Source organism: Actinomadura rugatobispora, assembly GCF_055379765.1.
On sequence record NZ_AP029191.1, the window covers coordinates 6,392,570 to 6,411,516 of the forward strand.

An 18,947-nucleotide genomic window follows, 5' to 3' on the forward strand; every position below is an offset into this window, starting at 1 on the left:
ATGACGCGTGTTCTCTCCCCGGTCGGCGGCCGGGCGGTGGGGCTGGCCGGCGTGCCCGACCCCGTGTTCGCGCAGGCCATGGTGGGCCCGGGCACCGCGATCGACCCCGAGCGCGGTCCCGGCCAGGCGCTGTCCCCGGTGGACGGCAAGATCGTCAAGCTGCATCCGCACGCGTTCGTGGTCGTCGACGCGGAGGGCCACGGCGTGCTCGTCCATCTGGGCGTGGACACCGTGCAGCTGAAGGGCGCGGGCTTCCAGCTGCTCGCCGCCGAGGGCGACCAGGTGGTCGCGGGCCAGCCGCTGGTCGGCTGGAACCCCGCCGAGATCGAGGCGGGCGGCCGGTCGCCGGTGACCGCGGTGGTGGCGCTGGACGCCGGCGCCGACGCCCTCAGCCAGGTGGTGGAGTCCGGTGCGGTCGAGAGGGGGGCCGAGCTTTTCGTGTGGAGCTGAGCGCCGCCGTCTTCGACCTGGACGGCACGCTGATCGACACCGAGCCGCGGAACCGCGTGATGTGGACCTGGCTGTTCGAGGAGCACGGCGCCGCGCACGACCCGGCGGTGATCGCCTCGTTCGCCGGGCGGCGCGGCCGGGAGGTGCTGGCCGAGCTGCTGCACCTGTTCCCGGGCCGCGGCGTCGAGGAGCTGTACCAGCAGGCGATCTCGTACGAGCACGGCCCGGGGGCGCCCGCGGTGGCGCCGGTGCCGGGGGCGGCCGACCTGGTGCGGGCGCTGCACCGGGAGGGCGTCCCGCTGGGCGTGGCGACCTCGGGGCAGCGCCCGTACGCCGAGGGCCTGCTGAGCGAGCTGGGGCTGCGCGAGTGCTTCGCGGCCGTGGTGACCGCCGACGACGTGACGACGGGCAAGCCCGACCCCGAGGGGTTCCTGGCCGCGTGCGCCGGGCTGGGCGTGCCGCCGGAGCGGGCCGTGGGCTTCGAGGACGCCCCCGCCGGGGTGGCCGCGGTGAAGGCCGCGGGTATGACGTGCGTGGGCGTCACCACGACGCTGCCCGCCGAGGCGCTGGCGGGGGCCGATCACGTCGTGGCGAACCTGAAGGAAGTGGACGTCGTCCCGGGGCCCGCGCTGCGGGTGACCGGTGGCCGGGGCCCCATGAGACCGGTCCGATGAGATCCGGGCCGTACCGGGAAGCGATGACGAGGGAGTTGCTGTGACCGAGCGCAAGGTCAAGATCGAGTCCAAGGTGGGGCTGCACGCGCGGCCGGCCGCGCTGTTCGTGCAGACCGCCGCCAAGGCCCCGATGGACGTCACCGTGGCCAGGCGCGGGGGCGCCCCCGTGAACGCCAAGAGCATCCTGGCCGTGCTGGGCCTGGACGCCCGCCACGGCGAGGAGGTCGTCATCAGCGCCGACGGCGAGGGCGCCGACGAACTGCTCGACAGTCTGGAGGGGCTGCTGAACAAGCCGGAGCCCGAGGGTGCCTGAGCCGCTGCGGGGCGCCGGTGTCAGCCCCGGGATCGGGGCGGGCCCGGTCCGTACCGTCGCCGGCGCGGTCCCCGAGCCGCCCGCCGGCGACCGGCACGGCGGTGACGCGGCGGCCGAGAAGCAGCGGGCGCTGGCGGCGCTGGAGGCGGTCGCCGCCGATCTGGAGGCCCGCGGCGAGCAGGCCGCCGCGCGGGGCAACAAGGACGGCCAGGAGGTCCTGGGCGCGCAGGCGCTGATGGCCCGCGACCCGGGCCTGGCCGACGGGGTGGCCGCCAAGGTCGACGAGGGGACGGCCGCGCCCCGGGCCGTCTTCGAGGCGTTCGGCGTCTACCGCGACATGCTCGCCGGGGCGGGGGAGTACCTGGCCGCCCGGGTGGCCGACCTGGACGACATCCGCGACCGCGCGGTCGCCCGGCTGCTCGGCCTCCCGATGCCGGGCGTGCCGGAGTCGGACGAGCCGTTCGTGCTGGTCGCGCGGGATCTGGCGCCCGCCGACACGGCGCTGCTGGACCCCGCGCTGGTGGTCGCGTTCGTGACCGAGGAGGGCGGCCCGACCAGCCACACCGCGATCCTGGCCCGCACGATGGGCGTGCCCGCCGTGGTGGCGCTGCCGGGCGCGACCGGGCTGCCCGAGGGCGCCCGGGTGCTGGTCGACGGCGGCGCGGGCACGGTGCTGGTCGGCCCGGCCGACGAGGAGGTGGCGGCGGCGCGCGACGCCGCGTCCGCGCGTGCCTCGCTGCTGATGGAGGTCACCGGGCCGGGCGCCACCGCGGACGGCCACCGGGTGCCGCTGCTGGCCAACATCGGCGGGCCGCGCGACGTCGAGGCCGCGGTGATGAACGGCGCCGAGGGCGTCGGGCTCTACCGCACCGAGTTCCTGTTCCTCGACCGTGCCACGCCCCCCGGCGACGAGGAGCAGGAGCGGGCGTACCGGGAGGTCCTGGAGGCGTTCCCGGACGGCCGCGTGGTCGTGCGGACGCTGGACGCCGGAGCCGACAAGCCGCTGGCGTTCCTGCCGCCGCCCGGGGAGGAGCCCAACCCGGCGCTGGGCGAGCGGGGGCTGCGGATGGCGCGCCTGCACCCCGACGTGCTGCGCGGCCAGCTCGCCGCGCTGGCCCGGGCCGCGTCCGGGGCGTCGGCGAAGCTGGAGGTCATGGCGCCGATGGTGACGGACGCGGCGGAGGCCGCGTTCTTCGCCGGTGCGTGCCGCGACGCCGGGATCGAGTATCCGGGCGTCATGGTCGAGGTGCCCGCGGCGGCGCTGCGCGCCCGCGACCTGGCGCCGGAGGTGGAGTTCTTCAGCATCGGCACCAACGACCTGACCCAGTACGCGTGCGCCGCCGACCGGCAGATCGGCGGGCTCGCCGGGTTCCAGGACCCGTGGCAGCCCGCCGTGCTCGACCTGGTGGCGATGGCCGCCGGGGCGGCCGGCGAGGCCGGGAAGGGCTGCGGCGTCTGCGGTGAGGCGGCGGGCGATCCGGCGCTGGCGTGCGTGCTGGTCGGGCTGGGCGTGACGTCGCTGTCGATGAGCGCGCCCACGCTTCCGCTGGTACGGGCCGCGCTGGCCCGCCACACGCTGGACCAGTGCCGCGCGGCGGCGGGCGCGGCGCGGGCGGCCCGGTCGGCCGCGGAGGCGCGGGAGAGCGCCCGGGCCCTGCTGCCCGTCCTGCCGGAACTCGGTCTCTGACAGGGCCGGGGACGGGTCCGGAGCCGGCCGGGCCGTCCCTGGCCGGTTCCGGTCAGCCGATGATGAGCCAGCGGGCCCCGGTCAGCTGGAGCGTGTACCGGGCCGCGATCACCCCTCCGGGACGGGCCGGCGCGGTCTTCCACCGCAGGTCCTCGAAGCGCACGGTGACCTCGCCGTCCCCCGGCCCGGCCTCGGCCGCGGGGACGGTCACGCCGCGCAGCGCGGTGACGTCCTCGGCCCGCAGCCTGCTCCTGACCTGGGCGAGTCCCGTACGGCAACCGCCGGGCCGGCCGAACGTGGCGCGCTCGTAGGCGGGCGACAGGGAGGCGCACACCTTGACGTCACCGGACGCCACCCCGCGCAGGTACTTGTAGAGCACCACCCTGGCGGCCTTCGTCCGCGCGGCCGGCGCCGCCGCCGCGGCGGTCGCGGCAGGATGCGCGTCGCCGGGCTCGGGCGTCAGCGGGGGCATGGTCACCTCGTCGGTCCCTCCGCACGCGCTGAGGGACGCGCCGAGCGCCACGCCCACGCCCAGGACCGGCAGCGCGAGCGGCACCGGGCGGGCCCGGAGCGCGCCGAGCGCCCGGAACGCCCTGGACGTCCGGAACGGGGAGCGGGGGAACACGGGACCTCCTGCTGCGATACGAGGCACGGCCGTCGCGCGATCTTCCCAGGCTCCGGGGCGCCCGTCCACACGGTCACTGCATTCGGTGCGCGTCCGATCACCCGCCGTCGACGACCGCCCGGCGCCCGCGGCGCTACTGGTAGGTGAGCCCGTGCCCGAACGGCCGTCCGCCCGCCTTCACCGGCAGCCTCCCGGCGGGCTTCACCGTGCCCGCCAGCACCTTGCCCAGCGCCATGACGGCCGCCGACCCGGAGGAGTAGGTCGCCAGCGTCGCCGCCGCCCCGGTGGAGCGGTCGAGGTCGTACGGGCTGCCCAGCGCCGCGACCACCACCGGCTTGGGCCCCGGGGAGCGGATCCGCGCCGCGGTCGCCGCGCCCGCGTTCAGCGTGGTGAGCACGACGACGTCCGCCGTCGCCGGGGACGCGGCGAGCCGGACGCCGTTGCGGCGCAGCGCGTCCATGAGGGCGTCCCCGCGCGGCCCGATGACCTGGACGGTCCGGTTCCTGAGGGGCAGCAGCCCGGAGTCGTTGCGCACCAGCGTGACCGCGCGCTCGGCGATCTGCCGCGCCGTGGCGCGGTGCGCCGCGGCCCCGACGACCGCGTCCGCGCGGGCCGGGTCGGCGGTGGTGCCGCGGAACAGCCCGCGGGCCTCCTTGAGCCGCAGGATCCGGGTGACGGCGTCGTCGAGGCGGGCGCGCGGGATCGTGCCGTCGCGCGCCGCGCGCAGCACGGCCCCGTAGGAGGTGGCCAGCCGGGGCGGCATGAGGAGCTGGTCGGCGCCCGCGTTGACGGCCCGGACGGCGACCGCGCCGTCGCCGTACTTCCTGCGCGCGCCCTGCATCTGCAGCGAGTCGGTGACGATCACGCCCTGGTGGCCCAGCCGCTGCCGCAGCAGCCCGGTCAGCACCGTCTTGGAGAGCGTGGCGGGGTCGCCGGAGCTGTCGAGGCCCGGGACGACGATGTGGGCGGACATGATGGCGTCCACGCGGGCGCGCACCGCGGCCTGGAAGGGCGGCGCGTCCACGCGCTCCCACTCGGCGCGGGTGTGCGGGATGACGGGGAGCCCGGTGTGGCTGTCGGTGGCGGTGTCGCCGTGGCCGGGGAAGTGCTTGGCGGTGGCGGCGACGCCGGCGGACTGGTAGCCGCCGATGGCCGCGGTGAGCAGCTGCGACACCAGCGCGGGATCGGACCCGAACGAGCGGACGCCGATCACCGGGTTGGCGGGGTTGACGTTGACGTCGGCGACGGGGGCGTAGTCCTGGTTGATCCCGACCGCGCGCAGCTCGGTGCCGGTGATCCGGGCGGCGGCCTGGGCGTCCTGGGGGTCGCGGGTGGCGCCCAGCGCCATGTTGCCGGGGAAGCGGGTGAGGAACGGCGCCCGGCTGACCAGGCCCTGCTCCTCGTCCACCGACAGCAGCAGCGGCAGCTCGGAGGCCTGCTGGAGCGCGTTGGACTGCCGGGCGGTCGCGGCGGGGCCGCCGGCGAAGTTGGCGGGGAAGTAGATGAGCCCGCCGACGCGGTAGCGCTTGATCATGGCCCGGGCGTCGGCGGCGCTGGCGAAGGTGGGGACGAACAGCTGCCCGACCTTCTCCTCAAGGGTCATCTCGGCGACGTGTCCGGCGATCCAGGCGCCGGGCGCGGGGGTCGCGGCGGACGGCGCGGGCCGCGCCGCGCCGGCGCCCGGGGCGGCGCCTCCGGACGGGCGCCCGCGGTCGGCGGGGGCACCGCCGCCGCAGCCGGCCAGCGGCACCGTGACCGCGGTCACCGCGGCCAGGACGATCGAACGTGGGACACGCACCGGACCAGGCCCCCCGACGTGGTCGCTCGCTTCATTCGGTCATGATCTGTTATCTGTTACTCGGTCGTGATCTGACCTGGCGACGTTAGCCGCTCGCCGGGCCGGTGTCGACTCCCGCCGCGCCCGGCCGGACGAGCCTTGACCATGATCATCAAGGCGCCGGGGGCGTTCGGAGGGCAGGGGGGAACCACGAGCGGCGGGGCGGGAGTGAAGGTCACCGAGAGCGCCGCGGCGTGCGCTCCGTGTTCCGGACGGTGTCCGGGGCCGCGGGTGCGGCCGGGGTCAGACCGGCGGGTGGCCGAGCCGGCGCAGCGCGAGCGAGGCGGCGCCGACGGCCCCGTCGCCGGCCCCGCAGGGCTCGGCGGCGAAGCGGTCGCGCAGCCCGGCGCGCACCGCGTCGGCGACGGGCCCGTCGCGCAGCACCGAGCCGTGCATGACCACCGGGGCGTACGGGTCGTTCAGCGCCGGGCGGACGGCGTCGACGTCCCGCAGCAGCCATTCGGCCGCCTCCTCGGTGATGCGCAGGGCCACCGGATCGCCCGCGGCCGCCGCGTCCGCGACCACCGGGCCGAGCCGGCCCAGGGCCGCGGGCGGGCGGCCGTACACCTCTTTGATGATCGCCTGGGCGAGCCGGGGGTCGGGCGGGGGCGCGGGGCCGGCCGTGGGGATCGTCCCGGGATCGGGCGGCCGTCCCAGCGGGCCGCCGTCCGGCGGGTGCCCGAGCGGGCCCCCCTCCGGCGGGTGCGGCACGTCGGCGACGAGCACGGCGGTGCCCGTTCCGTGGGCCAGGGGCGAGGGCGGGGAGGGGCTGGGCGCGGGGGCGGCCGAGAGGGGGTGGGCGCCGTGGGGGAGGGCGCCGTGGCCGAGCGGGGAGGCGCCGTGACCTGGGGAGGCGCCGTGGGCGGCCGCGGACGCGGGGTGGCCGGGAGGGGGCGACGCCGCCAGCGCCAGGGCACGGTGGTGCCGCTGACGCCTCCGGGTCGCGTCGATCTCCCTGACCACCGCCGCGCCCAGCAGCGCCCGCGGCACCGACTCGGTCAGCAGGGTGGGGGAACCTCGGCCGTCGTAGGCGGCCAGGGCGGCGCGGACCGCCTCCCTGCCCAGCCAGACGGCCGATCCCATGTCGCCGACGAGCCAGCCGTAGCCGTCGGCGCGCTGCACGATCGTGCCGTCGCTGATCACCGCGGCGCCCGCGCCGGTGCCGGAGAACACCACGATGCCCTTGGGGGCGGTGGTGCCGGCGGCGAAGGCGACCGCGATGTCGGTCACGACGGCGGGCGAGCCGTGCAGCCCGACGGCGTTCCAGGCGCGCCGCGCGGCGGCGACCGCGGCGGGACGCCCCGCCGAGCCGGCCCCGGCGATCCCGAACACGCCGCCGATCACATGGGAACGGTCCACGTCACCGAGCGCTTCCCGCAGGGCCGTGGTGAGCGCCCCCGCGGTGTCGCCCCCGGAGTTGGGGTTGGCGCCGGGACCGGTTCCGGAACCGGCCTCGGCGCCCCCGAGCGTTAGTACGACACAGCGGGTCTTCGTGCCACCCGCGTCTATGCCGATCACGTACGGACCGGCCAAATGGGTCAACACATGGCGACCGTAGCCTTTTCTACCGTTGACGTGACATCTCGCAAGTAAGAAACTTTCTTCCATGAGGAAACCCACCGGCTCGGAGCCGGGGAGCACCGGGGGGGCCGGCGCGCTCGGCGCACCGGCACCGCCGACCGGCGCGGGCAGGGACGCGACACCGCTGAGCACCGTGGTCAGAGTGCGCTCCCTGCTGCCTTCACTGCCCCCCGCTGAGCGACGTGTCGCTCAACGCGTCATCGACGACCCCGAAGGGGTCGCCAACTCGACCATCACGGAACTCGCCCAGACCTGCGGCACCTCGGAGACCACGGTCATCAGGTTCTGCCGGGCGATCGGGTTCCATGGTTACCCGGAGCTCCGGCTGACCCTGGCCACCGAGGCGGGCCGGGCGCAGAGCGCGACCGGCGGCCGGGTCATCGGAAGCGACATCAGTCCCGACGACTCCCTCGAGCAGATCGTGGAGAAGGTCACGTTCGCCGACGCCAGGGCCGTGGAGGAGACCGCGGCCCAGCTCGACATCAAGATGCTCGAACAGGTCGTGGACGCGCTCGTGGCCGCCGACCGGGTCGACGTCTACGGGGTCGGCGCCAGCGCCTTCGTCGCCGCGGACTTCCAGCAGAAACTGCACCGCATCGGCAGGGTCTGCGCCGCCTGGTCGGACGCGCACATCATGCTCACCAGCGCCGCGGTGCTGGGGGCGGGCGACGTCGCGATCGGGATCTCCCACACGGGCGGGACGGTCGAGACCATCGACGCGCTCGAAGTCGCCAGGAACAGGGGGGTGACGACCGTCGCCCTCACCAACTTCCCCAAGTCGCCCATCGCCGAGGTGGCCGATCTCATCCTGACCACCGCGGCTCGGGAGACCACGTTCCGCTCGGGCGCGACCGCCAGCCGGCTGGCGCAGCTGACGGTGGTCGACTGCGTCTTCGTCGGCGTGGCCCAGCGCACCTACGGAACCACCCGCAAGGCCTTGGAAGCCACCTTCGAGGCGGTCCGCGGCCGGACCGTCCGACCCGATCGGAGGCGCCGGTGATCGACTGCGATCTGCCCACGGAGGGGCGCAACCCGCGCACCCTCGACGTCGACACGCTGCCCACCCTGGAGGTGCTGCGCCGGATCAACGCCGAGGACGCGACGGTGCCGCTGGTGGTGGCGTCCGTGCTCCCCGAGCTATAGAGGGGGGAGGGGAGGGGGGGGGAGAAGGGGGGGGGGGAGGAGGGGGGGGGGGAAAGGGGGGGAGGAGGGAAGAGGGAGAGGGAAGGGGGGGGGGAAGAGAGAGGAGGAAGGGGGGGGGAAAAAAGAAGAAGGAAGGGGGGGAAGGGAGGGGGGAAGAAGGGGGGAGGGGGGGAGGAAGGGGAAAAGGAGGAAGAGGGGGGGGGGAAGGGGGGGGGGGGGGGGAGGGGAAAAAAGAAGGGGGGGGAGGGGGGGGGGAAGGGGAGAGGGAGAGAAAAGGAAGGGGGAAAAGGGAGAGAGGGGGGAAAAAGGGGAAGGAGGAAAGGGGGGAAAGGGAAGGGGGGGGGGGGGGGGAGGGAAGGGAAGGGAGAGGGGGGGGGAAAGAGGGGGGGGGAAAGGAGGAGGGAAAAGGGAAAAAAAAGGGGGGGGGGAAAAAGGAAAAAGAGGAGGGGGGAAGGGGGGAGGGGGAGGGGGGGGGAGGGGAAGAGGAAGGAGAGGAGGGGGAGGAAGGAGGAAGGGGAAAAGAGAGAGAAAGAGGGGGGGAAAAAAAGAAAGAAAAAGGAAGGGGGGGGAGAAGGGAGAGGAAAGAGGGAAAGGGAAAAAGGGGAAAGGGGGGGGAAGAGGGGAGAAAAAAAAGGGAAGGAAAAAAAGGGAGAAAAAAAAAAGGAGGGGGGGGGAAAAAGAAGGAGAAAAGAAAAAAGGGGGGGGGGGAAAGGAAAGGAGGGGGGGGGAGGAAAAAGAAGAAAAGGAAGGGGGGAAAGGGGGGGGAAAGGGGAAAGAAAGGAAAGGGGGAGGGGAAAAGGAGGGGGGGGAGGAGAGAAAAAGGGGGGGAGGAAAAAGGGGGAAGGAAGAAAGGAAAGGGGGAGAGGAAAAGGAGGAGGGGAGGGAAAGGGGGGGGGGAAAAAGAGGGGAGGCTGGTCTCGCTGCTCGGCGAGGTGCCGGCGGCGCGCGCGACGATGGTGCTGGAGGAGACCGACGGCGGAGTCCGGGAGGCGCTGCAGCGGCTGCGTTCCGCCTGAGGCGGCCCCCGGCCGGTCCGCGCTGGAGCCCGACGGCCATGTGATCATGCAATCGCCCCCGCCGATTGCATGATCACCCTGGCCGGGGCGGGGCGGCGGCGATCGCCTACCATCGGTGCGTGACCCCCGCGACCTCCGCGCCTGTCCAGGCCGTCATCACCGACTGGGGCGGCGTGCTGACCTCCCCGCTGAACGAGGCGATCGGCGCCTGGCTGGCCGCCGACCGGATCGACGCCGGCCGGTACAAGGCGGTGATGCGCGCCTGGGTGAAGCAGGCCTACGACGCCGCGACCGGGACCAACCCGATCCACGGCCTGGAGGACGGCACCCTGCCGCCCGCCGAGTTCGAGCGGCTGCTGGCCGCCGAGCTGCTCACCGTCGACGGCGGCCCGGTGCCCGCCGAGGGCCTGATCGACCGGATGTTCGGCGCGTTCGACCCCGTCGAGCCGATGTACGCCGCGCTGCGCGCCGCCCGCGCCGGCGGGATCCGCACGGCGCTGCTGTCCAACTCCTGGGGCAACCACTACCCCCGCGACGTCTTCGCCGAGCTGTTCGACGCCGTGGTGATCTCGGGCGAGGTCGGCCTGCGCAAGCCCGACGAGCGGATCTTCCGGCACACGCTGGAGCTGGTCGGCCTGCCGCCCGCGCGGTGCGTGTTCATCGACGACGTGCGGCACAACGTGGACGCCGCCCTGGCGGTCGGCATGAAGGCCGTCCACCACACCTCCTCCGACGCCACGCTGGAGGAGCTGCGCGCCCTCGGATTGCGGATCTGAGGCGCGCGATCTGGCAGACTTGCGGATCGTCATGCGCGTCTACGTCCCGTCCACGCTGAGTGCCCTCGCCCGCGTCCACGACGCGCGCGAGGCCGGTCCCGCCCCGCTGGCGGCGTACGCGGTGACGCCCGCGCTGCGCGAGTGGTACGCCGACGGCGATCTCGAGGAGCTGGAGTACGTCGCCCTGACCGCCGCCGCCCGCGCCTCCCTGCGGCTCCTGGCCGGCGATCCGGACGCCCCGCCCCGGCGGGTCGTGCTGGCCGCCGAGGTGTCCGAGGGCGAGGTGCGCTGGGCGCCCGGCCAGTCCGGCTCCGAGGAGGACGCCCGCGCCCTGGTCCAGGTCTCCGCCGTGATCCCGTGGCGGCGGATCGCCTCCGGCCACGTGGACGACGCGGACGCCGAGGCGGACGTCCGCGCCGCCGTCCAGGCGCTGCCCGCCGCCGACGCCGGCGACGACGACGCCCGCTTCACCGTGGACGGCGCCGAGGGCCACGAGCTGATGTGGTACGCCACCCAGGAGCTCCGCCACCTGCTGCCCTGACCGCTCCGCGCGTTCTTCGCGCGGTGAAGCGTCGTGCGTGCCCGGATGGGTAGGTCTGCCGACGTCGGACGGCCGCGCGCCGCCCGGCCACGCCCGCGCGGTGCTCGTCCGGCACGGGCTCCCCGGGGCGTGCGACGACGAGGTCGGATTCCAGGGAGCGAGCAGATGGACGCCGTCATCAACGTGCCCGTACCGGCCAACGAGCCGGTGAAGTCCCACGCGCCCGGCAGCCCCGAGCGGGCCGCGCTGGAGGCCAGGATCAAGGAGCTCGCCGGCGCCGGGCCGGCCGAGCTGACCATGACGATCGGCGGCGAGCGCCGGCTGGGCGGCGGCGAGCCGATCGAGGTGGTGCAGCCGCACGACCGCGCCCGCGTGCTCGGCCGCATGGGCGACGCCACCGGCGACGACGTCCGGGCCGCGATCGCGGCGGCGCGGGCGGCGGCGCCGGCCTGGCGGGCGACGCCGTTCGAGGACCGCGCCGCGATCCTGCTGCGCGCCGCCGACCTGCTGGCGGGGCCGTGGCGGGCCACGATCAACGCCGCCACCGTCCTCGGCCAGTCCAAGTCCGTCCAGCAGGCGGAGATCGACGCGGCCTGCGAGCTGATCGACTTCTGGCGGTTCAACGCCGGCTACGCGCGCCGGCTGCTGGCCGAGCAGCCGAACTCCTCGCCCGGCGTGTGGAACCGGATGGACTACCGGCCGCTGGAGGGCTTCGTCGTCGCGATCACCCCGTTCAACTTCACCGCGATCGCGGGCAACCTGCCGACCGCGCCCGCGCTGATGGGCAACGTGGTGGTGTGGAAGCCGTCGCCGACCCAGCAGCTGGCCGCGCACCACACCATGCGGCTGCTGGAGGAGGCCGGGCTGCCGCCCGGCGTGATCAACATGGTGACCGGGGACGGCCGCGCCGTGTCGGAGGCCGCGCTGCCCCACCCCGACCTGGCCGGGATCCACTTCACCGGCAGCACCGCCACCTTCCAGCACCTGTGGCGGACCGTCGGCGAGAACATCGCGGGCTACCGGGGCTACCCGCGGCTGGTCGGGGAGACCGGCGGCAAGGACTTCGTGGTCGCCCACCCGTCCGCCGACCCGGCCGTGCTCAAGACCGCGCTGATCCGCGGCGCGTTCGAGTACCAGGGGCAGAAGTGCTCGGCCGCCTCCCGCGCCTACGTGCCGCGCTCGATCTGGACGCGGATCCGCGACGAGTTCGCCGACGAGGTCGAGGCGCTGCCCATGGGCAACGTCGCCGAGGACCTGTCCCTGTTCATGGGCGCCGTGATCGACGAGCGGGCGTTCGCCAAGCACCGGGCGGCGCTGGAGCGCGCCCGCGGCGTCGGCACGATGAGCGTCCTGGCCGGCGGCACCCTGGACGACTCCGAGGGCTGGTTCGTCCGGCCGACCGTGCTGGAGTCCACCGACCCCGACGACGAGATCTTCGTCAAGGAGTACTTCGGCCCGATCGTCGGCGTGCACGTCTACGACGACGGCGACTACGACGCGATGCTGGACCAGATGGAGGGCGTCGCCGAGTACGCGCTGACCGGCGCGATCGTCGCCCGCGACCGCGCCGCGATCGCCGCCGCCACCGAGCGGCTCCGGTTCGCGGCCGGCAACTTCTACATCAACGACAAGCCCACCGGATCGATCGTCGGGCAGCAGCCGTTCGGCGGCGCCCGCGCCAGCGGCACCAACGACAAGGCCGGGTCGATCGTCAACCTGACGCGGTGGGCCAGCATGCGCTCGATCAAGGAGACGTTCGTCGCACCGACCGACTACCGCTACCCGCACATGGACTCCTGATCCCGGGCCCGCGGGCCGCGGCGGCGCCCGTCCCGCCAGGTGATCGTCACCGCCGGGTCGGTGATCCATGGCCTCGCGGAGAGCAGGCCGCCCCCGGCGCCCGCTTGCGGGAAGCGGGCGCCAGACCCGACGATATGTCCGCCCGCACCACCGGAGTGCGGTCAGGGCTGCGCTTGGGAACGGGATGACGACGCTGAACCGTCTGGTGCTGTGGAACATCGATCACACGCTCGTGGACGTCGGACGGATCACCCGCGACGCCTATGCCGACGCGTTCCAGCGGACCATCGGCCGGCCCCTGGTCCGGCTGCCGCCCACCCCCGGACGCACCGAGTCGGAGATCATCTTCGAGACGCTGGCGTTCAACGACGTCGTCACCACCGACGACCACCTGCCCGCGCTCATGACGGCGCTGGCCGCGTCGTTCGCCGCCCGGCGGGCCGACCTGAAGTCGCACGGCCGGGTGCTGGCCGGGGCCCGCGAGGCGGTCACGGCCCTGTCCCGGCTGCCCGACACCGCCCAGTCGGTGCTGACCGGCTCGATCCAGCCGAACGCCGTGCTGAAGGTGACCGAGCTGGGGCTGGCCGACCGGCTCGACCTGGAGGTCGGCGGCTACGAGAACGGCGTCTACAGCAAGGCCGCGCTGCTGGAGCTGGCCCGCACCAGGGCGGGGGAGAAGCACGGCGTCCGCTATCCGGAGACGGCCACGGTGTTCATCGCCGACTCGCCGCGCGACGTGCAGGCCGCGCACATCGCCCGGTCCGCGATCATCGCGGTGGCGACCGGCAGCGCGACCGAGGCCGAGCTGCGCGGCGCCGGCGCGGACGTGGTGCTGGCCACCCTCGCCGACACCGACGCCGTGGTCCGCGCCGTCCTGGAGCTCACCGGACGCTGACCTGCCCGCGGCCCGGCCGCCGGTAGCGGCGCCCCCGGGCGGCACCCGGCCCGGGGCCGTCCCGTAGCCTCCGATCTCGGAAGTTGCGCAGGTCACCCGGTCGGCCCGATGCTGGGGAGACACTGCGGGCAGCGGCGGAGGGATAAGACATGTCGCGTGATCGACAGGTGGCCGAGGGCACGCTGTTGTGGGAGCCGTCGGAGGAGGTCGTCGCCGGTTCGCGGACGACCGCCTTCATGCGCTGGCTGCGGGAGCGCGGCGTCGAGGCCGGATCCTACGACGAGCTGTGGCGCTGGTCGGTGACCGAGGTCGACGCGTTCTGGGACGCGCTCTGGTCCTACTTCGAGGTGGTCGGCGAGCGCGGCGACGGCCCGGTCCGCGACGGCGGCCCGACCCCCGTCGACGGGCTGCGCTGGTTCCCCGGGGCGACCCTCAACTACGCCGCCAACGCGCTGCGGCACGCCGCCCGCGACCCCGACCGGCCCGCGGTGGTCTTCCGCTCCGAGGCGGGCGGGCACCGCGTGCTCACCGGCCGCGAGCTGTGCATGCAGGTCGCCGAGGTGCGCGCCGGGCTGGCCGAGCTGGGCGTGGGCAAGGGCGACCGGGTCGCCGCCTACCTGCCCAGCATCCCCGAGGCGCTGATCTGCTTCCTGGCGACCGCGTCGCTGGGGGCGATCTGGTCGTCCTGCTCGCCCGACTTCGGCTCCTCGTCGGTGATCGACAGGTTCGCCCAGATCGAGCCCAAGGTGCTGGTCGCCGTGGACGGCTACGCCTACAACGGCAAGCGGTTCGACCGGCGCGAGATCGTCCGCGAGATCGAGGCGGCGCTGCCCACCCTGGCCGCCACCGTGCTCGTCCCCTACCTCGACCCGGCCGCCACGCCCGGCGGGCTGCGGGTGGGCATGCACTACGGCGACCTGCCGAAGCGCGACCACGACACCCTGGAGTTCGAGGACGTCCCCTTCGACCACCCGCTGTGGGTCGTCTACTCCTCCGGCACCACCGGCCTGCCCAAGCCGATCGTCCACGGGCACGGCGGGGTCGTCCTGGAGCACCTCAAGGCCACCACCTTCCACCAGGACCTCGGCCCCGGGGACGTGTTCTTCTGGTACACGACCACGGGCTGGATGATGTGGAACTACCTCATCGGCGGCCTGCTGGTGGGCTCCACCATCGTCCTGTACGACGGCGCCCCCATGGACCTGTGGAAGCTGGCCGCCGACAGCGGCGTCACCTACATGGGCGTGGGCGCGCCGTACATCACCGCCTGCGCCAAGGACGGCCAGCAGCCCGGCAAGGAGTACGACCTGTCCGCCGTGCGCGGCATAGGCTCCACCGGGTCGCCCCTGCCGCCCGAGGGCTTCGCCTGGGTGTACGAGGCGGTCGGCAAGGACCTCCTGCTCGGCTCCCTGTCGGGCGGCACCGACCTGTGCACGGGCTTCGTCGGCCCGTCCCCGCTGCTGCCCCTGTACGCGGGCGTGCTCCAGTGCCGCAGCCTGGGCGCCAAGGTGGAGGCGTACGGCGACGACGGCAAGCCGGTGATCGACGAGGTCGGCGAGCTGGTCATCTCCGAGCCCATGCCGTCCATGCCGGTGCTGTTCTGGAACGACCCCGACGGCGCCCGCTACCGCGAGTCCTACTTCGAGATGTTCCCCGGCGTGTGGCGGCACGGCGACTGGATCAAGGTCCGGCCGGACGGCGGCTGCGTCATCTACGGCCGGTCCGACTCCACCCTCAACCGGGGCGGCGTCCGGATGGGCACCTCCGACTTCTACCGCGTGGTGGAGGCGTTCCCCGAGATCGCCGACAGCCTGGTCATCGACACCGGGCGGCTGGGGCAGGAGGGCCGGCTGATCCTCTACGTCCAGCCCGCCGAGGGCGCCGAGCTGTCGGAGGAGCTGATCGGACGGCTCAGGCGGGAGCTGCGCTCGGCGCTGTCGCCGCGGCACGTCCCCGACGAGATCCACGAGGTCCCGGGCATCCCGCGCACGCTGTCGGGCAAGAAGCTGGAGGTCCCGGTCCGCAAGATCCTCCAGGGCACCCCGGTCGACCAGGCGGCCAACCGCGACTCGCTGGCCAACCCGGAGGTCCTGCGGCACTTCACGCCGTCGTCGTGAGCCCCTTGAGCGCGCCGTAGGCCAGGATGTCGCCGCGCCGGTAGAGGCGGCGGACGCGGCCGCCGCCCAGCGGCTCGGTGCGCGCGGGCTCGGGCCACCCGGCGGGCGGCCGCTTCGGGTAGACGGTGACGCTGGTCTGGGCCAGGCCGAGCAGGCGGGCGGCGTCGGCGAGCGTGATCAGCTCGTCGGGGTCGCCGCCGCCCTGCCGGTCCCGTTCGGCGCGGTCACTCTGGGCCGCCTGGTACGACGCGTGCCAGGCGGCCCATTCCGCCTCGTCCCAGTAGAGGGCCTTGCCGGCCTGGTAGGCGGCGCGGGGGTGGCCGTTGGTCTCGCGTTCCGCCCAGAGCTTCTTCAGCACGTGGCGGCTGAGGCCGTGCCGGGCCGCCAGCTCGTCGCGCGTGAGGAGGCCCGGCGGGACCTTGGGCGCGGTCTGGCGCGCCTCGTACCAGCGGTCCCAGGCGTCCGCGTCCCAGGCGAGCTGCCCGCCCTCGACCGTGCCCGCGGGCTCGGGATGGCCGTTCTCGGCCCGCTCGCGGTACCACTTCTCCAGCGTGCTGCGCCCCAGCCCGTGCACGGCCATCAGATCGGCCCTGGTGTAGGCGCGGCGCCCGTCCAGCGAGGTCATGCGCCCATCTTGGCTCAGGTGCCGGTCGGTATGGGCGGCAGCGGCTCCCACCCTGGCCGTACGGCACCGGCGTAGGTGCGCGCGTACCGTCCCTGGAGCCGGTCCACCGTTATGGGACGGCCCGTACGCGGCGCGTGCACGAACCTGCCGCCGCCTATGTAGATGCCCACGTGCCGCAGCCGGTTGAAGAACACCAGATCGCCCGAGCGCAGATCGTTCCGCGCGACCTTGGTGGGGATCCGCTCGTACTGGTCGTGGCTGACCCGGGGGATCCACACGCCCGCCTGGCGCCACGCCTGCTGGACCAGACCGGAGCAGTCGAACCCGTACTCACCCGTGCCGCCCCATACGTAGGGGCGCCCCCGCTGCGCGTACGCGTACTCCACGGCCTTGCGGGCGCGCCGCGTCCAGGTGGCCTTCATCTGGACCCGCCGCTTGCGCACGGCCTGCTGCAAGGCCGCCAGGGACTCCTGCGTGCGCGGCGACCGCACGATCCCTTGCCCCCGCGCGGACGCCGACCCCGACTCCGAGGACGCCGTCGCGGTCGCGGCGGCCGACCTCGCCGTCGACGATCGCGATCCCGAGGACGCGGTCGCGGCCCGCGCGGCCGACTCCGCCGCCGCGGACCCGGCCGGCCCCGGCGCGGCGTGCACGGCCTCCGCGGTGTTTGGTATCAGCGCGAAGGCCAGGGTCAGGGTGGCCGCGCAGACCATGCCCTCGCGTCCGTCTACGAAGATCATCGAGCGCGGTGTACCCCGGACCCCGTCGCCACACTCTCAAAACTCCCCCAGATTACGGCGCTGACCTGCCATAATGTCAGGCGTTGCCGGGTCTGTGCGGGGTCCGGGCGGGCCCGTGCGGCCGGCCGCCCTCCGCGGGGGTGAACGGAAGATCACCTCAAAGTGGGTTTATGGGGGGCGCAGGGTGACAATGCGACGTAAGGTCTCAGGGCTGGGTGAACTTCCCCTGGGTTTGGGGCGTCACACAATCGAGGGACCGATCTGTGCCGATCCGGGATGATCCGGGGGACGGGTCGTCCGGTCCCGTCGGTCCAGAGAGGGCGGTTCGGCGCATGAAGGTTGGGGCGCTGCGTTCCGGCGACCCGGAGCGGCTGGGGCCCTACGCGCTCATCGGCCGCGTGGGCGAGGGCGGTCAGGGCACCGTCTTCCTCGCCGAGGACGGCCGGGGCGGCCGGGTGGCGGTCAAGCTGCTGCACGCCGAGCTCACCGCCGACGACAAGGCCCGCGCCCGGTTCCTGCGGGAACTGGAGGTCGCCAAGCGGGTCGCCCCGTTCTGCACGGCCCAGGTGATCGACGCCGACGCGACCGGCGACCGGCCCTACATCGTCAGCGAGTACGTGCCCGGCCCCTCGCTCAACCAGCTGGTCACCGAGCAGGGCCCGCTGAGCGGCGCGGCGCTGGAGCGGCTGGCGGTCGGCACCGCCACCGCGCTGGCCGCGATCCACCAGGCCGAGATCATCCACCGCGACTTCAAGCCGCACAACGTGCTGATCGGCAGCGACGGCCCGCGCGTGATCGACTTCGGGGTGGCCCGGGCGATCAGCGGGTCCACCACGCTCACCAGCAAGGTCATCGGCACGCCCTCGTACATGGCGCCCGAGCAGCTGCAGGGCGACGAGATCGGCACCGCGGCCGACGTGTTCTGCTGGGCGGCCACGCTGGCGTTCGCCGCCACCGGCGAGCCCCCGTTCGGCCAGGACACCATCCCCGCCGTCATCAACCGGATCCTGCACCGCGAGCCCGAGCTGGGCGACCTGGACGGCCCGCTGCGCGCGCTGGTGGTCGACTGCCTGAGCAAGGAGGCCGCCGGCCGGCCCGACGCCCGGCAGCTGCTGATGCGGCTGCTCGGCCACGAGGAGCGCGGCGCGGCCACCGCCGCCCTGCCCGTCGCCGCCGCGCCCGCCGGGGCCGCCGGGGCCGCCGCGGACGGCGCGGACGGCGAGGTCCCCGACGACGCGACCGCGATCCTGGCCGCCGGCAGCGTGCTGGCCGCCGAGCTGGGCGAGGACGAGGCCCGCGCCGCCGCCACCGCCACCCGCGCCTCCCGCGCCGCGGCCGGGCGCGAGATCCAGACGGGCTACGACTCGGCCTACGACGACTACGACGACTACGACGACGGATACCAGTCCGCCGGATACGACGACCGCGACGACCCGGGCGCCACCGGCCGCCTGGAGCCCGTCCCGGCCGCCGGACGCGACGACCGGCCCGGGGGGTCCGGAGGCGCCCTGACCCCCTCGGAGTGGGCCGCGCAGAACACCCTGCCCCCCGAGATGCTGGGGGAGCGGCGCAACACCGGCGGCCTGCGGCACACGGTGACCGGCCCGCGCCGGACGGCCGCGCTCGCCGGGGCCGCGGCCCTGGTCGTCGCCGTCACGATCATCTCCACCGTGCTGGCGCTGAGCGGCGGCGGCAACGACAAGACCGGCCATCCGGTCAGCGACTCCAAGCAGCCGGTGCCGCCCGCCAGCTCCGTCCCGAGCGCGTCCCCGACGCTGTCGGAGCGGATCGTCCCGACGCCGCAGGACACCGCGACCGGCCCGTACTCGCCGTCCCCCTCGCCGACCTACTCCGACACGCCGACCGGCACGCCGACGCCGACCCCGACGCCCACCGCGTCGGAGACGACCAAGGAGCCGACCCCCACCCCGACGCCGACCGAGACCGAGACCGACCCGCAGGAGCCGCCGGGACCCGGCGAACCCGGGACGGGCGGCCAGGGCGGCACGGGCACCGGCGGGTGATCGGGGCCGTCGAACCCGCGGGCACCGGGCGATGACCGGTGCCCGGCCGGCGGCCCCTCCGGGAAAACCGGGATTTCGCACGCGACAGGGTTTGTGGGCGTGA

Annotated in this window: 16 protein-coding genes and 1 pseudogene; 12 read left to right on the forward strand and 5 right to left on the reverse strand. The window is 74.5% G+C overall.

Annotated features, from left to right (window positions below):
* From ACZ466_RS28650 to ptsP, 4 genes are read left to right on the forward strand one after another with little or no spacing between them, the layout of a single operon-like run.
* Positions 1-450, forward strand: coding sequence for a PTS sugar transporter subunit IIA (locus tag ACZ466_RS28650; protein WP_378289477.1), 450 nt, complete (start codon positions 1-3; stop codon positions 448-450).
* Complete coding sequence (locus ACZ466_RS28655; RefSeq protein ID WP_378289475.1) at positions 441-1,124, forward strand: HAD family hydrolase; 684 nt, start codon at positions 441-443, stop codon at positions 1,122-1,124. Before ACZ466_RS28650 ends, ACZ466_RS28655 begins: the two co-directional genes overlap by 10 nt.
* 40 nt (positions 1,125-1,164) lie before the next feature.
* On the forward strand, positions 1,165-1,437 hold the full coding sequence (locus ACZ466_RS28660; RefSeq protein ID WP_378289473.1) for an HPr family phosphocarrier protein: 273 nt from the start codon (positions 1,165-1,167) through the stop codon (positions 1,435-1,437).
* Complete coding sequence (ptsP, locus tag ACZ466_RS28665; protein WP_378289471.1) at positions 1,430-3,124, forward strand: phosphoenolpyruvate--protein phosphotransferase; 1,695 nt, start codon at positions 1,430-1,432, stop codon at positions 3,122-3,124. The genes ACZ466_RS28660 and ptsP overlap by 8 nt, the downstream gene beginning before the upstream one ends.
* A 52-nt stretch (positions 3,125-3,176) precedes the next feature.
* Here ptsP and ACZ466_RS28670 read toward each other — a convergent pair whose 3' ends face one another.
* The 3 genes from ACZ466_RS28670 to ACZ466_RS28680 all read right to left on the reverse strand — a co-directional run bounded on the left by ACZ466_RS28670 (position 3,177) and on the right by ACZ466_RS28680 (position 7,131).
* Positions 3,177-3,749, reverse strand: coding sequence for a hypothetical protein (locus ACZ466_RS28670; RefSeq protein WP_378289469.1), 573 nt, complete (start codon positions 3,747-3,749; stop codon positions 3,177-3,179).
* A gap of 133 nt (positions 3,750-3,882) precedes the next feature.
* Complete coding sequence (locus ACZ466_RS28675) at positions 3,883-5,547, reverse strand: glycoside hydrolase family 3 protein (protein WP_464041729.1); 1,665 nt, start codon at positions 5,545-5,547, stop codon at positions 3,883-3,885.
* A gap of 282 nt (positions 5,548-5,829) precedes the next feature.
* Positions 5,830-7,131: a BadF/BadG/BcrA/BcrD ATPase family protein gene (locus ACZ466_RS28680; RefSeq protein ID WP_378279222.1), complete on the reverse strand. Its 1,302-nt coding sequence runs from the start codon at positions 7,129-7,131 to the stop codon at positions 5,830-5,832.
* A 61-nt stretch (positions 7,132-7,192) separates the two neighbouring features.
* Here ACZ466_RS28680 and ACZ466_RS28685 point away from each other — a divergent pair, with 61 nt between their 5' ends.
* The 7 genes and pseudogenes from ACZ466_RS28685 (at position 7,193) to ACZ466_RS28715 (ending at position 15,455) form a co-directional block, all read left to right on the forward strand.
* Positions 7,193-8,167: a MurR/RpiR family transcriptional regulator gene (locus ACZ466_RS28685; RefSeq protein WP_378279220.1), complete on the forward strand. Its 975-nt coding sequence runs from the start codon at positions 7,193-7,195 to the stop codon at positions 8,165-8,167.
* Positions 8,164-8,307: pseudogene (locus ACZ466_RS28690) on the forward strand (N-acetylmuramic acid 6-phosphate etherase); the annotation flags it as partial. The gene ACZ466_RS28685 and the pseudogene ACZ466_RS28690, both read left to right, overlap by 4 nt.
* Positions 8,308-9,445: 1,138 nt before the next feature.
* Positions 9,446-10,102: an HAD family hydrolase gene (locus ACZ466_RS28695; RefSeq protein ID WP_378279217.1), complete on the forward strand. Its 657-nt coding sequence runs from the start codon at positions 9,446-9,448 to the stop codon at positions 10,100-10,102.
* Positions 10,103-10,133: 31 nt separating this feature from the next.
* Positions 10,134-10,643 (forward strand): DUF6912 family protein, encoded by a 510-nt coding sequence (locus ACZ466_RS28700; protein ID WP_378279216.1) that lies wholly within the window; start codon positions 10,134-10,136, stop codon positions 10,641-10,643.
* A gap of 165 nt (positions 10,644-10,808) precedes the next feature.
* Entirely contained in the window at positions 10,809-12,443 is a 1,635-nt protein-coding gene (gene pruA, locus ACZ466_RS28705) for an L-glutamate gamma-semialdehyde dehydrogenase (RefSeq protein ID WP_378279214.1), read from the forward strand.
* A gap of 184 nt (positions 12,444-12,627) precedes the next feature.
* Positions 12,628-13,338: an HAD family hydrolase gene (locus ACZ466_RS28710; RefSeq protein ID WP_378279212.1), complete on the forward strand. Its 711-nt coding sequence runs from the start codon at positions 12,628-12,630 to the stop codon at positions 13,336-13,338.
* A gap of 149 nt (positions 13,339-13,487) precedes the next feature.
* The gene (locus tag ACZ466_RS28715) at positions 13,488-15,455 is read left to right on the forward strand and encodes an acetoacetate--CoA ligase (protein WP_378279210.1); all 1,968 of its coding nucleotides are present in this window, start codon (positions 13,488-13,490) and stop codon (positions 15,453-15,455) included.
* Here ACZ466_RS28715 and ACZ466_RS28720 read toward each other — a convergent pair.
* Both ACZ466_RS28720 and ACZ466_RS28725 read right to left on the reverse strand, forming a co-directional pair.
* Positions 15,439-16,080 (reverse strand): hypothetical protein, encoded by a 642-nt coding sequence (locus ACZ466_RS28720; RefSeq protein WP_378279208.1) that lies wholly within the window; start codon positions 16,078-16,080, stop codon positions 15,439-15,441. The genes ACZ466_RS28715 and ACZ466_RS28720 overlap by 17 nt on opposite strands.
* Positions 16,081-16,094: 14 nt before the next feature.
* Positions 16,095-16,820: a C40 family peptidase gene (locus tag ACZ466_RS28725; RefSeq protein WP_378279206.1), complete on the reverse strand. Its 726-nt coding sequence runs from the start codon at positions 16,818-16,820 to the stop codon at positions 16,095-16,097.
* Positions 16,821-17,152: 332 nt separating this feature from the next.
* Here ACZ466_RS28725 and ACZ466_RS28730 point away from each other — a divergent pair, with 332 nt between their 5' ends.
* A complete protein-coding gene (locus tag ACZ466_RS28730; RefSeq protein WP_378279204.1) occupies positions 17,153-18,844 on the forward strand; it encodes a serine/threonine-protein kinase in 1,692 nt (563 codons plus the stop codon).
* Positions 18,845-18,947: the final 103 nt, after the last annotated feature.

Excerpts from the sequence above, each read along its gene's own strand:
- ACZ466_RS28715 (WP_378279210.1), top strand. The coding sequence starts at position 13,488 with ATGTCGCGTGATCGACAGGTGGCCGAGGGCACGCTGTTGTGGGAGCCG.
- ACZ466_RS28720 (WP_378279208.1), bottom strand. The coding sequence starts at position 16,080 with ATGACCTCGCTGGACGGGCGCCGCGCCTACACCAGGGCCGATCTGATG.
- ACZ466_RS28685 (WP_378279220.1), top strand. The coding sequence starts at position 7,193 with ATGAGGAAACCCACCGGCTCGGAGCCGGGGAGCACCGGGGGGGCCGGC.
- ACZ466_RS28710 (WP_378279212.1), top strand. The coding sequence starts at position 12,628 with ATGACGACGCTGAACCGTCTGGTGCTGTGGAACATCGATCACACGCTC.
- pruA (WP_378279214.1), top strand. The coding sequence starts at position 10,809 with ATGGACGCCGTCATCAACGTGCCCGTACCGGCCAACGAGCCGGTGAAG.
- ACZ466_RS28730 (WP_378279204.1), top strand. The coding sequence starts at position 17,153 with ATGAAGGTTGGGGCGCTGCGTTCCGGCGACCCGGAGCGGCTGGGGCCC.
- ACZ466_RS28725 (WP_378279206.1), bottom strand. The coding sequence starts at position 16,820 with ATGATCTTCGTAGACGGACGCGAGGGCATGGTCTGCGCGGCCACCCTG.
- ACZ466_RS28700 (WP_378279216.1), top strand. The coding sequence starts at position 10,134 with ATGCGCGTCTACGTCCCGTCCACGCTGAGTGCCCTCGCCCGCGTCCAC.
- ACZ466_RS28650 (WP_378289477.1), top strand. The coding sequence starts at position 1 with ATGACGCGTGTTCTCTCCCCGGTCGGCGGCCGGGCGGTGGGGCTGGCC.